The following is a 13,522-nucleotide window of genomic DNA, read 5'->3' as shown; positions in this document are numbered from 1 at the left end:
ATGAGCCCTCGCGTCCGGCTGCTGCGTTCGCCCATGGCCTGGCTGACCGCGCTCATGCTCGCCTCGCTGCTCGCGGTCGCCGTGGCCGGTCCCCTGCTCTGGGGGGCGGAGGCCGAACGGCCGGACCCCTCGGCCGTGCTCCGGGGCCCGTCCGCGGCGCACCCCTTCGGCACCGACAACCTGGGCCGCGATCTGCTCGCCCGGGTGCTGGCGGCGGCCCGGCCCTCGCTGCTGCTCGCGCTGGGGGCCGATCTGCTGGGCGCGGGCGCGGGCATCGCGCTCGGGGCCTCCACGGCCGTGCTCGGCCCCCGGGCCCGCCGGCTGGTCGCGGGACTGATCACCCTGCTGCTGGCGTTCCCGGCCCTGCTGGTCGCGATGTTCCTCGCGGTGGTGCTCGGCGCGGGGGCGACCGGGGCGATGCTGGCGCTCGCGGTGGCCGGTGTCCCGGGCTTCGCCCGGCTCGCCCAGACCCTCGCCGCCGGTGTGGCCGGCACCGACCACCTCGCGGCGGCCCGGGTCCTCGGTCTGCGCCGCCTGCGGCTGCTGGTGCGTCATGTCCTGCCGAACATCGCCGAACCGCTTCTGCTGAGCACCACCACGGCGGCGGGCACCTCCCTGGTCGCCCTCTCCGGGCTGAGCTTCCTGGGTCTGGGCGTGCAGCCGCCCGGCTACGACTGGGGGCAGCTGCTGAGCCAGGGCCTGGACCGGATCTACGCCGAACCGCTGCCCGCGCTCGCCCCGGGGCTGGCCGTCCTCTACGCGGCCCTGGCCTTCCAGCTGCTCGGTGAGGTGCTGGCCGGGCGGGTGGCGGGACGCGATCCGGCCCCCCGCGTCCCCGCCCGGCTGCCCGGCCCGCGCCGCCCCGTAGGGGGCGCTCCTGCGGGCCTCGTGAACGGTCCCGCCGAGGACGACGAGGTCCTGTGCGTGGAGAACCTCGGGGTCGAACTCCCCACCCCGGACGGCCCGGTCCGGCCGGTGCGCGGGGTGAGCCTGTCGCTGCGGCGCGGCGAGACCGTGGGTCTCGTGGGGGAGTCGGGGTCCGGCAAGTCGCTCACCGCGCTGGCCGTCGCCGATTTGCTGCCGTACGGCGCCCGGACGTCCCGGCGCACGCTGCGGGTGCTCGGGACCGATCCCGCCTCCCTGTCCCGCAAGGAGCGGGACCGGCACCTCGGGACCGCACTGGCCCTGGTCTTCCAGAACCCGGCGTCGGCGCTCAACCCGGCGCTGCGGATCTCCACCCAGCTGACCGAGGCCGTCCGCACCCATCGCGGGGCGAGCCGCGCCGAGGCGCTGCGGCAGGCGGAGCAGGCGCTCCGCCGGGTCGGACTGGACCCCGCGCTGCTGCGCGTCCGTCCGTACCAGCTGTCCGGCGGGCAGCGGCAGCGCGTGATGATCGCGGCGGGGCTGATGACCCGGCCGGGGCTGATCATCGCGGACGAGCCGACGACCGCCCTCGACACCACCGTGCAGCGGCAGATCCTCCGGCTGCTCACCGGCATCCGCCGGGAGGACGGCACGGCGGTCCTGTTCATCAGTCACGACATCGCGCTGGTGGGCGAGTTCTGCGAGCGGGTCCTGGTGATGTACGCGGGCACGGTCGTCGAGGCCCTGCCCGCCGACCGTCTGGCCGACGGCGCCCGGCACCCGTACACCCGGGCCCTGGTCGCGTCGGTCCCGGCGCTCAGCGCCGACCGGGACACGCCGCTGCCGACCGTCCCGGGACCGCCGCCCGACCCCCGCGCGCCGGCGCCGGGGTGCGCCTTCGCCCCGCGCTGTCCGCGCCGGGTGGAGCGGTGCGCCGAGGAGGCCCCGCCGACGGTGGAACCGGCCGCAGGCCACCGGGTCGCGTGCTGGTCCCCGGTGCCGGTGGACGACGGGGCGGCGGTGAGCCCGTCATGACGTGCCTCCGGGTGAGTGACCTCACCGTCCGCCACCCCGGCCGGTCCGGTCCGCGTACCGCCGTGGCGGGGGTCTCGCTGGAGATCGCGTCCGGCACCACGCTCGGGCTCGTGGGCGAGTCCGGTTCCGGGAAGTCGAGCCTGGCGCGCGCGGTCGTCGGCCTGGTCCCCGCGCACGGGGGCCGGATCCTGGTCGACGGCCGGGAGGTGCGGACGCGTACCGTACGCGGCCGGCGACGGCTGGCCCGGCTGGTCCAGGTGGTGCTCCAGGACCCGGACACCGCCCTGGACCCCCGGTCGACGGTCCGGAGCACGCTCGTCGAGGCGGCCACGGTCTTCGAACGGCTGGACCGGCCCGCGCGCGACGCACGCGTCGCCGAACTGCTCGGACTCGTCGGCCTGGACCCCGGGATGGCCGGCCGGCTGCCGCGCGACCTGTCCGGCGGCCAGCTCCAGCGAGTCGCCATCGCCCGCGCCCTGGCCGTCCGGCCCGGCCTGCTGATCGCCGACGAGATGACCTCCGCGCTCGACGTCTCGGTGCAGGCCGCCGTCCTCAACACCGTCCGGTCGCTCCAGCGGCGGCTGGGTCTGTCGATGCTGTTCATCGGCCACAATCTGCCGGCCGTGTGCCATGTCTCGGACCGGGTGGCGGTGATGCGGCACGGCCGGATCGTCGAGACCGCGCCCACGGACGACCTGCTGCGCGCGCCCCGGCACCCGTACACCCGGGAGCTGCTCGCCGCCGTGCCGAGTCTGCGCCCGCCCCTGCCCGATCGGAGTCCCCCGTGACCGAAGTCCCGCACTGTCCGCAGCAGATCCCGTCCGGCCCGGACGGCGGGCACGGGCCCGGGGAGCCGTCTCCCGGAGGGTGGTGGAGCGCCGACGATCCGCCGTGGCCGGTCAGCCGTCCGGTGCGGGACCCCTCGGCCTCGTACGTCTCCGAACCGGGTCTGCGGACGGGTGACTTCGCGCTGTCGCCGGACGGGCTCGGCGCCGCGCGGCGGCGCGGGGCGATCTGCGCGCTGGAGCTGTACCTCGCGGAGCGGCGGGACCACTTCCTCGGCTACCAGGCCACGCAGGACATGCGGGACACCGTGCTGGATCTCGCCCGGTTCATGCCGAACAACATCAACAACCTCGGGGACCCCTTTCGCAGCGGCGGCTACAAGCTGAACACCAAGGTCGTCGAGCGGGCCGTCCTGGACTACTACGCCGCCCTGTGGAACGCGACCTGGCCGCACGACCCGGAGAACGGCGAGTCGTACTGGGGCTATGTGCTGTCCATGGGTTCCACCGAGGGCAACATGTACGGACTGTGGAACGCCCGCGACTACCTCGGCGGCAAGCCGCTGCTGCGGCCCGAGCGGGTCGGGGCGGCGGGTCTCGCCCCGGTCCGCGCCCCGGCGTCGCATGCGGAGCGGCCGGTCGCGTTCCGGCCGGTGGCGTTCTACTCCGAGGACACCCACTACTCGGTGGCGAAGGCCGTGCGCGTCCTGGGCATCGAGACCTTCCACGACGTGGCCGAGTCGTTGTACGGGCCCGGGGACTGCCCGCTCACCGACGCGGGCGGGGCGGCGCTGCCCTGGCCGCGCGAGGTTCCCTGCGAGCCGGGTCCCTCGGGCGGCCCCGGCGACGGCAGCGGCCGGATCGATGTGGACGCGCTGGTGAAGCTGGTCGACTTCTTCGCCGGCCGGGGCCATCCGGTGCTGATCAGCCTCAATCTCGGCAGCACGTTCAAGGGGGCGCACGACGAGGTCGACACGGTGTGCGCGCGGCTGCTGCCGGTCTTCGAGCGGCACGGCATGGTGGACGCGGTCCTCGACCTCGGCACGGATCCGGAGACCGGGGAGCGGGTCACCGAACGCCGCCGGCGCTTCTGGATCCATGTCGACGGTGCGCTGGGGGCGGCGTACGTGCCGTTCGTCCGGATGGCACGCGAGCGGAAGGACGGGACGGGGCGGGCACCGGACGCCGGCTCCTCCGCTCCGGCCGGTGCCGGTCACTGCGCCGACGGCTCCGGCCCCGGCGTCCCGACCGGGGACGGTCCGTGCGGAACCGATCCGGCCGATCTCGACCTGCCCGCCTTCGACTTCGGGCTGACGCCGACGAGTCCCGTGACGGGGCGCGGGGTGGACATGGTCGCGTCGATCGCGATGAGCGGGCACAAGTGGCCCGGGGCGCCGTGGCCGTGCGGGATCTACATGACGAAGGTGAAGTACCAGTTGAGGCCGCCCGCGCGGGCCCCGTACATCGACACCCGGGACACCACGTTCGCCGGTTCGCGCAACGGGCTCTCCCCGCTGATGCTCTGGGACCATCTGGCGCGGCACTCCTACGAGGACCAGATCGCGCTGATCAGGAGAGCCCAGCGGCTCAGCGGCTATCTGCTGGAACGGCTCGACGGGCTGAGGGCGACGCACGGGATCGATCTGTGGGCGGCGCGCAGCCCCGGGGCGATCACGGTCCGCTTCCGCCGGCCCGGTGACGCGACGGTGGCGAAGTGGTCGCTGTCCTGCCAGGACGTGCTGACCGACCCGGCGGATCCGGCGGGCCCGCGCGCGTACGCGCATGTCTTCCTGATGTCCTCGGTCACCAGGGAGCGGGTCGACGCCCTGGTCGACGATCTGGTGAGGGACTTCGCCGCGGTCTCCCGCCCGGCGTCCGTGCCCGCCGCGCGGACGGCCCTTCCCGGGGCCCGGCGGGCCGTTGCCGCCCGTCCCTGAACGGCCGCGGACACCCGCGCACGGTCCGGGCCGCGAAGGCCCGGGACACAGGTCACCTCACCGCCGCCCCGTTCACGGACGGGTGAACTCATCACCAACCAGTCGTCGCCCAGGGGGCGTTGACGCAAACATGGAGGAATGATCATCAAGCACACCCGAGCGGAACGGGCCGACCGGGCCCGCCGGACCGCTGCCCGGCTCGCCGCCGACGGAATCGACGGGGTGGTGTTCGGCTGGGTCGACAACGCCGGAATCACCCGGGTCAAGTCCGTCCCGCTCGCCCAGCTCGAACACGCCGCCGCGTACGGCGTCGGCGCCGCCCCCTGTTTCGACGTCTTCCTGGTGGACGACTCCATCACCGACTACCCGGACGGCGGGGGGCCGGTGGGCGATCTGCGCCTCGTCCCCGACCTCGACCGGCTCACCCCGCTGCACGCCCAGCCCGGCTGGGCCTGGGCGCCCGCCGACCGCCTCGGCCAGGACGGCACCCCGCACCCCGGCTGCCAGCGCCTCTTCGCCCGGCGGACCGTCGGGGAGTTGGAGCGGCGCGGTCTGTCCGTCCGGGCCGGCATCGAGGTCGAGTGGATCGTGGCCGACGCGTCCGGCGCCCCGGCCACGGTGGGTCCCGCGTACGGGATGACGCGCTTCGTCGAGCTGTCGGACTACCTCCGCGACGTCATGCGCGCCCTCACCGCCCAGGGTCTGTCCGTGCTCCAGCTCCACCCCGAGTACAGCGCGGGGCAGTTCGAGGTCTCGGTGGCCGCCGAGGGACCGGTGGAGGCGGCCGACACGACGATGCTCGTGCGGCACACCGTCCGAGCGGTCTCCGCCCGGCACGGTCTGCGGGTCTCCTACGCGCCCGTCTTCACCGAGGGTGCCGTCGGCAACGGGGGCCACCTCCATCTGAGCCTCTGGCGCGACGGCCGCAACCTGGCCCACGGCGGATCCGGCCGGCACGGTCTGCACCCCGAGGCCGAGCACTTCCTCGCCGGTGTCCTCGCCGAACTCCCGGCCCTGATCGCGGTGGGCGCGCCCACCGCGGCCTCGTATCTGCGGCTCGTCCCGTCCCACTGGGCGGGGGCGTACCGCTGCTGGGGGCTGGAGAACCGCGAGGCGGCACTGCGGCTGATCACCGGGTCGGAATCCGGGCAGGCCAACGCCGAGCTGAAGTGCTTCGACGCGGCGGCCAATCCGTATCTGGCGCTGGGGGCGGTGCTGGCCGCCGGGACGGCCGGTCTGGACGCCGGCCCGTCGCTCCCGCCCGAGACCACCGCCGACCCGGCCTCGCTGGATCTCGCCGAGCGCCTCCCGGCGTCGCTGCCCGAGGCGATCGACGCGTACGAGAAGTCCGTACTGCTCCGCGAGGCGTTCGGCCCGGAGTTGTACGAGGCGGTGCTGGCGGTGCGGCGGGCGGAGGCCGAGCTGTTCGCGCAGTCCACGGACGCCGGCATCGTGGAAGCCGTCCGCTGGCGGTACTGACCCGGTCGCGTGCGTACGCGACCGCTCGTTCTCCCCGGCGTGTGGGCCGGGCCCCTCATGAACCGACGAATGGATACGGAACCATGGCAGCTCTCCGAGGTGGACCGGCCGCACGCGGGCGGAGCACGGCGGCATGACCCTCGCGCCGGACAGGACGCTGTCCCACCAGACCGGTGCCGCGCTGGCCGTGCCGTTCGCGGTGGCCGGCACCGGGGTGCACCTGCCGCCCCGGGTCGTCACCAACCAGGAGCTCACCCGCACCCTGGACACCAGCGACGCCTGGATCACCAGCCGCACCGGCATCCGTGAACGCCGGCGGCTGGACCCGCGTCTGGCGACGTCCGACATGTGTGTCGCCGCCGCCCTCCCGGCCCTGGAGTCCTCGGGGACCGACCCGGCCCGGCTGGACGCGGTGATCGTCGCCAGTTACACCGGCGACCAGCCGCTCGTCTCCACCGCGCTGATCGTCAAGGAGGCGCTGGGCGCCCCTCGCGCCCTGGCGCTGGACGTCACCCAGGCCGCCTGCGCCTCCGGCATCCAGGCCCTGCTGATCGCCGCCCATCTGCTGCAGAATCCGTCGATCACCACGGTGCTGCTCCTCGCCGCCGACTGCGCCTCGCGGGTCACCGACCCCGCCGACCGGACGGCCGGGGTGTTCTTCGGCGACGCCGCGGCGGCCGTGGTCCTGACCCGCTCCGACACCCCGGGAGCGGGCCTGCTCTCCTACGACCTGGGCTCGCAGCTGTCGTACGACGTCCAGATCCCCGCCGGCGGCTCCCGGCGTCCCACGACCGCCGCGACGGTCGCCGCCGGGGACCACTACCTGTTCATGGACGGCCGCGCCGTCTGGAACACCGCGACGGTCCGGCTGCCGGAGAGCATCGCGAACGCGGCCGGGCGGGCCGGTGTGCCGGTCGACGAGATCCGCCACTTCTTCCTGCACCAGGCCAATCTGAACATCGTCCACGCCGCCCTGACCGCCCTCGGCGTCCCGCACGACCGGGCCCCCATCACCGTGGACCGGCTGGGCAACACCGGGTCGGCCGGGGCGTTCACCGCGCTGCACGCCGCCCGCGCCCGGGGCGAGCTGCTCCCGGGCGACACCTATGTGCTCTCCGCCATCGGCGCGGGATTCCAGTGGGGATCGCTCTGTCTGCGCCACGCCTGAACCGGCCCGTCCGGCCGCCCCTCGGCGGCCGGGCTACGCGGGGCGCTCCAGGGCCGGCTCCGGATCCCAGGCCGCCGAACACAGGGCCTCGGACACGGCGGCCGTGTACCGGGCGGCGGCGAGCCAGTGGGTGGCGAAGCCGTCGGTGTCGGCGGGCAGCAGCCGTCCGAAGGAGTCGCGTCCCCGCTCGGCGGCCGAGGCCCCGAGCGCGGTGAGGAGACCGGCGGCCGTGGGAAGCCCGCCGCGCCGGATCCTGCGCGTCTCGTCCCCGAGGTCGCCGAGCATCCCGAGGGCGGCACGCCCCGCCGTGACCGCCTGTTCCACACGGCGCTCCAGGAGATACAGCGGCGAGTGCGTGTCGGTCGCGCCGTGGTGCGCCGGGGCGGACCGGCCGTGCGCCGTGGGTACGGCGGTGGCCTGGGCGGGGATGTCGGCGCGGCGCAGCCGGTCGAGGCCCAGGTCGACCGTGCCGTCGCCGGTGGGGTGCGAGCAGGCGAGAAGTGCGAGCCGGGGGTGGAGGGCGGGGACCATCCGGCCGATGATCCTCAGCCGTGTCCCCGGCGCGGAGGCCAGCAGCGTCAGATTGTCGCGGTGGGCCAGGGCCGGGTCGTCGTCGGCCACGGTCAGCCGGAGGACGGGGCCTCCCCCTTCGCACCGTGCGAGCAGGCAGGCACCGGCCGGTTCCTGTACGGCGCCGAGCAGTTCGACGTCCAGGAACAGCAGATCGCTGCCTCCTCCGGCCGGATCGGTGTAGCGGGCGGTGGACCGCAGGGCGCGGGCGGCCTGCCGGGCCGGCGGGGTCTGCCAGAGCGCGGCGAGCGGCGGCTCCGTCCAGGCGACGCCCCGCGCGGTGACGGCCTTGACGTTCTTCCCCGCGCCCAGTCTGCCGTCCGGCGAGACCGTCGCCCCGGAGACGGCCAGACCGGCCCGGCCCAGCTCCCGGTGGGTGACCGCGCTGTCCCCCAGGCGCACGGCCCGGTCCGCCACACCCACGGCGCGCCCGACGCCGCCCGGTGCCACGTCCCCGACCGTGAAGAGGCGGCCGTCGGCTCCGGCGACCCAGGTGCGGACGCCGCCGTGTCCCGAGTCGGTGACCACGGGCTCGGTGAACAGTCCGTAGAGGCGCAGTGAGCCGTCCGGGCTGTACGGGCGGCGGGCCCGGCCGCGCACGGCGGCGAGCTCCGCCCCGGTCGCCCGGCCCACGCGGTGCGCGGTGCCCAGGAGTTCGCCCAGGGCCGTGACGAGATCGGCGGTGCGGTAGGACGGGTCCCCGGCGCGCGCCGCGCGCAGCAGCGTGACGACGGAGATCGCCGCGCCGGCGGCACGGTGCAGCTGCCGGAGCCTGGCCGTGTGCGCGGCGCGGAGCAGCACCGCCTGCGTGACGGCGCCGGCTCCGTCGACCCCCGCCTCCAGCACGGCGGCCCCGGCCGACCACAGAGCGGCGGCCGCCTCGCGCTGCGCGGGGGTCGCCGCGTCGGTGCCGGGAGTGGCGTCCGGGGCGGGGGGCGGGGGCGATCCGTCCACGGCCGGCGGGCCGTTGGGCTTCGGGGCGGGGCCGGCCGACGGGGCGGCGGACTCCGCGGCCGGGTCGGGCACCGTATGGGGTGCGGCGTCGGCGGCGGTCGCAGGGGCCGAAGGCTCCGTCCCTGGTTCCGTCGCCGGTCCCTGGGCGGGTCCCGTTTCCTGTCCCTGGGGCGGTTGCGTCTGCCCTCCCTGGGTCGGTTCCCCCTCCGATCCCCGAGGCGAATCCGCCGTCGGCTCCTCCTCCGGTTCTTCCGTCGGTTCGGCCGCGGGGGCGGCGGATGCGGCGGCGGCGCGGTGGACGCAGGCGGGGGCGAGCAGGCAGCCGCAGGTGATGGCGTCCGCGGTGGCCACGAAGCCGCCGGGGGCGTGCAGGCGCAACTCGGTGTCGTCGTCGACCACGACGGTCACCGTGTCCCCGTCCCGGTGCACCGGCCGGGCGGCGAGCTTGGCGACCGCCGCGTCCAGGCGCTTGCGCAGCCGGGGCGAGAGGTCCTCCACGAGCGAGGCCGTCACCTCGGGTGCGACGGGAGGCAGCAGGATGTCGGTCATGCGGTCTTCTCCCCGATCCAGCGGGCCAGTTCGAGCGGGCTGAGCGCCGCCACGGGCATCCCGGCGGCCACGAGTTGCCCGGCGATGCCCGTCGAGTAGCGCGGCCGGCCGGCGTCGTCGAGGCTCGCGCATCCGAGCACATGGCAGCCGGTGGTCACCAGGGCACGCACTTCGGACAGCAGACCGCCGAGCGGCGCCCCCTCCTCGAAGTCGCTGATGACCACGACGAGGGTGCGTGTGGGCACCGTGATCAGACTGCGGGCGTGCCGCAGCCCGGCGGCGATGTGCGTGCCGCCGCCCACGCTCACCTCCAGAAGGAGCGAGAGGGGGTCGTGCACATGGTCGGTGAGGTCGACGACCTCCGTGGAGAACGCCAGGAAGTGGGTGCTCAGCGTGGGCACGCCCGCCAGGACGGACGCGGTCAGCGCGGACCAGATCGTGGACGCCTCCATCGATCCGGAGACGTCGGTGACCAGGATCAGCCGCCAGTCCGCCGACCGGCGGGCGCGGCTGCGGAACACCGGCTTCTCGGGGATCACCTGGACCGTGCCGTCCGCCGTCCGCCGGGCGGTCGCCAGGTTGGCCCGCAGCGTGCGCGGCAGGTCCAGCCGGCCTCCCGGGCGGCGGGTCGGCCGGGCCGTCATCGAGCCGGTGAGCGCGGGCCGCAGCCGGGTGGCGAGCTGACGGGTCAGCTCCTCGACCAGTCGGCGCACCAGCGGCCGGAGCGCGGCGATCCTGGCTTCGGGGAGCCCGCCGGCGTACCGCAGGATCGTCCGCAGCAGTTCCACGGACGGGGTGGCGGCAGCCGGGTCCAGCTCCGTCAGCACGTCCTGCCGTCCCGTCCCGGCCGCGGCGGCCAGGACCTCCTCCCGGACACCGGGGCCGAACAGCGCGGCCAGTTCCTCGGACCACTCGCGCACCCCGGGGAACGAGGGTTCCCGTCCGCCGCGCGTACCCGGCCGGCCGGCCCCCGGCAGACCGCCTCGGGAGCCCTCCCCGTGTCCCGCGCCGTACAGCTCGTCCAACGCGGTCGCCAGCCGGGCCGCCCCCGCCGCCATCTGCTCCGACCTGCGCCCGAGCACCAGCCGCCACCGGTCGGCGGGCACCAGCGCCCGCGCCGCGCCGCCCTCGCTCACGCGCGCTCCCCCTCGGTCCGGTCCGGCGTACCGGCCGGACGTCGCGCCGGGCGACGCCTCGTCGCCCGTACCGGTGGCCGCCGCCGTCCCCGGCGCACCCGGAAGGTACGTCTCCGCGGGCGAGTCGGCCGTCCCCGAGGGCTCGGCCGCAGTGCCGTCGCGCGGCCCTTCCGCCGATGTGCCGGACGAACCCCCGGTGACCGGCGAGCCGGCCGATGCCCCTGAACCGGACGTGCCCGCAGACACGGTGCCGGTGCCCGGCTCCCCTGCCGACGCGTCCGGCGCATCCGGCCTATCCAGCGCATCCGGCGGAGCCAGTCCCTCCGGCGAGCCCGGACCGGGAGCCGCCGCGTGCGGGTCGTCCGCCGACGTGTCCGCCGGGGATGGCGGGACCGGCAGGTCCAGGGCGGCGAGGAGCATACGGGCCGTGAGGTCGGCGGCCGTGCGGCGGGCCAGTTCGGCCGGGTCGTCCGCGTCGAGGGTGCCGACCCGTTCGCCGAGGCGTTCCTCGACCATGTCCAGGAGGCGGTCGCGGGCGGCCGGGCTCAGGGTGTCGAAGCCGCCGCGCAGCGCGGGCAGCCGGGCGAGGAAGGCCGCGTCGTCCAGCTCGACGACCCGTCGGAGCAAGGGGTCCAGGGCGTCACCGACGACGGTCAGGAGCGGGCCGGCCACGGTCAGGACGCCGGTGAGGCGGGCGGTGAGCGCGGCCCGGGAGGCGCTGTCCACGGCGCCGTCCACCCAGGAGGCGACGCGTCCGCCGAAGGCTTCGGCGTCCTCGTGGCCCATGAGCACCCTGATCGCTCCGGCGGCCGCCGCGATCAACGGGGTGCCGTCGGCGGCGAGCCGGGCGAGGGCGGCGGTGAGCCGGATCCCGCCCAGCCGGTCGGCCCGCTGGGCCAGTTCGAGCAGGGCACGGGCGTCCTCGGGCTCCTCCGAACCGGTCAGCCCCTCCACCTGGCGGACCGCGGCCGAGGTCAGGATCTCGACCGTCCGGCCGGTGCGCCCGACCCGGACCGTGTCTGCCTCCGTGTCCGTGTCCGTGTCTGTGTCATTGGGCACCCGGACGTCGTCGGGTGCGGCCGTGACCGGCAGGTGGCCCGCGTCGATGCGGTCCAGCAGGGCGAGTCCGGCGAGGAGTTCGGGCAGGGTGCCGCTCGACGGGAGCACGGACGCCAGCTCCGTGAGCCGTTCGTCGGCGAGGACAGGGAGCCCGCATTCGGCGGCGTCGGTGAGGCCGCGGACGACCTCGGCGGACGTCGGGCCGCCCGCCCCGCGCTCGGCCGCGTGGCGCTGCCTCAGCGTGCCCTCGGCCGCCTGGGCCGGGGTGACGCCGCGGACCCCGGCCGCGGTGAGCATCGCGGCGGTCGCGGGGGTCCACCGGACCTGCCAGCGCGTGGTGATCCCCTCGGTGCCCGCCGCACCGGTCACCCCCTGCTCCTCGGCGTACGGAATGCCGCACACCGCGAGTCTGCGGAGCAGCAGTTCGCGGCGCCGGTCGAGGACGGAGCGGGCCGGGTCGAGCCGGAGGTCGCGCGGCTGCTTGGCGTGCGCGTCGTCCGGCCCGGGAAGGGACAGGGCCTCGGTCTCGGCCTCGACGGCGGGTCCCAGGCCGCCGCGCGGCGCGGCGGGTGTGGGCCGTCCCGTGCGGTCCCCGACGAGCACGCGTTCGAGTGCCTGGGCGACAGCGCGTCCGGTGCCGTAGGTCTCGCCGCGTCCCAGCACCGTCTGCACGGCTTCCAGGAGTTCGCCGCGTCCCGGGGCGGGCAGTCCGCGCAGCCGGGCCAGATCGCCGGCCACCCGGACGACCTCGCGTCCGTCCGCCGGACCGTAGGGATGCCCCTGCTCCCGCAACGCGGCGCAGACCCGCACCGCCGTACGGACCAGCGCCTCGTCCAGCGCGGCCGGGTCCCCGGCGGCGTCGAGGACGGTGTGCTGCCATTCGGGGTCCCGGATCCCGGCCGGGTATCCGGAGCGCGAGTCGAGCAGGGCGTAGGTGTACGGGACGAGGGAGACCGTGCATGCCGCGTCCCCGGCGGGGCCGTCCGTGCGGACGTCCTGCTCGGGGGCGGCCGGCTCGGGGGCGGCCGACTCGTGGACGGCTGGATCGTGGGCGGCCGTCCCGGGCGGGCCTCCGGCGGGGTGCCCGGCCGTGGGGTCGCCGGCTGGGCCGGTCCCGTACGGCTCGGGTCCGATGTCCGGCACGTCGGACGTCGAGGTCCCCAGCCCGTCGAACGCAGGGGTTTCGGTCCCGTCGAACGCCAGGGTCAGCGCGTCCGTACCGGCAGGCAGCAGGGCCGGGGTGTGGAAGGCCCCCACCACCACGGCGGGCCGCCGGCCGTCCGCCAGTGCCTCGGCGATGTGCCGGCGCATCCGGGCCTCGCGCGCCCGGTCCGTACGGGACACCCCGTCCCGGGCCTCCGCCTCGCGGCGCAGCGCCCAGCCGGTGAGCAGCGCGGCACGACGGATCGACTCCGGTGCCGAGCCCGGGGCGTGGGCCTCGACGAGGCGGTCCCAGAGGTCGTCACCGTCGCGGCCGGTGAGCCCGGACCGGAGGGCGTCGGTGAGGCCGTCACCCTCCGCAGCCGCCGTCTCGGGGGCGGGGGACGGGGCGGGGGCGGCGGAACCGCCCTCCGCCCAGGCCCGGTCGGCCAGCGGGAGATCGCAGGCCACGGCCGGTACACCGTTCCGTTCCGCCCAGCGCAACGCCACCAGTTCGGGCGAGAAGTCCGCGAACGGGTAGAAGGCCGGGCCCCGTTCGCCCGGTGCCCCGGGTCCGGCCCCGGTGACGGGGACGGCGGCCAGGGCGACCGGGGCCCGGGTCTCCTCATGGGCGAGGAGACCCAGCCAGGGCTGGAACTCGCCGGGCAGTTCGACGAGCAGGACATCCGGGGCTGCCTCGTCCAGCAGCGCCGGGAGCGCCGCCGCCAGCGAGGGCGCGTGGTGGCGTACACCGATCAGGAACGGTGCCCCGGGGCCCGTCGCCGCGAGCGCCGCCACCGCGGCCTCGGGAACGGCGGGCCCGGCCGTCAACGACTGGCTCATCCG

The 13,522-nt window shown here is 76.0% G+C and carries 7 protein-coding genes; 5 read left to right on the top strand and 2 right to left on the bottom strand.

Annotated elements, in window-relative coordinates; translation table 11 throughout:
• The 5 genes from ACZ4FH_RS27360 to ACZ4FH_RS27340 all read left to right on the top strand — a co-directional run bounded on the left by ACZ4FH_RS27360 (window position 1) and on the right by ACZ4FH_RS27340 (window position 7,268).
• Window positions 1–1,899, top strand: coding sequence for a dipeptide/oligopeptide/nickel ABC transporter permease/ATP-binding protein (locus ACZ4FH_RS27360; RefSeq protein WP_467308120.1), 1,899 nt, complete (start codon window positions 1–3; stop codon window positions 1,897–1,899).
• A gap of 11 nt (window positions 1,900–1,910) precedes the next feature.
• On the top strand, window positions 1,911–2,687 hold the full coding sequence (locus ACZ4FH_RS27355; protein WP_467308119.1) for an ABC transporter ATP-binding protein: 777 nt from the start codon (window positions 1,911–1,913) through the stop codon (window positions 2,685–2,687).
• On the top strand, window positions 2,684–4,621 hold the full coding sequence (locus ACZ4FH_RS27350; protein ID WP_467308118.1) for a PLP-dependent aminotransferase family protein: 1,938 nt from the start codon (window positions 2,684–2,686) through the stop codon (window positions 4,619–4,621). Before ACZ4FH_RS27355 ends, ACZ4FH_RS27350 begins: the two co-directional genes overlap by 4 nt.
• A gap of 138 nt (window positions 4,622–4,759) precedes the next feature.
• The gene (locus tag ACZ4FH_RS27345; protein ID WP_467308117.1) at window positions 4,760–6,100 is read left to right on the top strand and encodes a glutamine synthetase family protein; all 1,341 of its coding nucleotides are present in this window, start codon (window positions 4,760–4,762) and stop codon (window positions 6,098–6,100) included.
• 133 nt (window positions 6,101–6,233) lie between these two features.
• Window positions 6,234–7,268 carry a 3-oxoacyl-ACP synthase III family protein gene (locus ACZ4FH_RS27340; RefSeq protein WP_467308115.1) on the top strand — a complete coding sequence of 345 codons (1,035 nt, stop codon included), beginning with the start codon at window positions 6,234–6,236 and terminating at the stop codon, window positions 7,266–7,268.
• Between the two features lie 33 nt (window positions 7,269–7,301).
• Here ACZ4FH_RS27340 and ACZ4FH_RS27335 read toward each other — a convergent pair whose 3' ends face one another.
• Both ACZ4FH_RS27335 and ACZ4FH_RS27330 read right to left on the bottom strand, forming a co-directional pair.
• Window positions 7,302–9,341 carry a hypothetical protein gene (locus ACZ4FH_RS27335; RefSeq protein WP_467308114.1) on the bottom strand — a complete coding sequence of 680 codons (2,040 nt, stop codon included), beginning with the start codon at window positions 9,339–9,341 and terminating at the stop codon, window positions 7,302–7,304.
• Window positions 9,338–13,519: a DUF5682 family protein gene (locus ACZ4FH_RS27330; protein ID WP_467308112.1), complete on the bottom strand. Its 4,182-nt coding sequence runs from the start codon at window positions 13,517–13,519 to the stop codon at window positions 9,338–9,340. Before ACZ4FH_RS27330 ends, ACZ4FH_RS27335 begins: the two co-directional genes overlap by 4 nt.
• Between the last annotated feature and the right edge of the window lie 3 nt (window positions 13,520–13,522).

The organism is Streptomyces sp. NPDC024555 (assembly GCF_055559335.1).
Note: the sequence above shows the minus strand (reverse complement) of the source record. Positions and strands in the feature narration are given on the sequence as shown.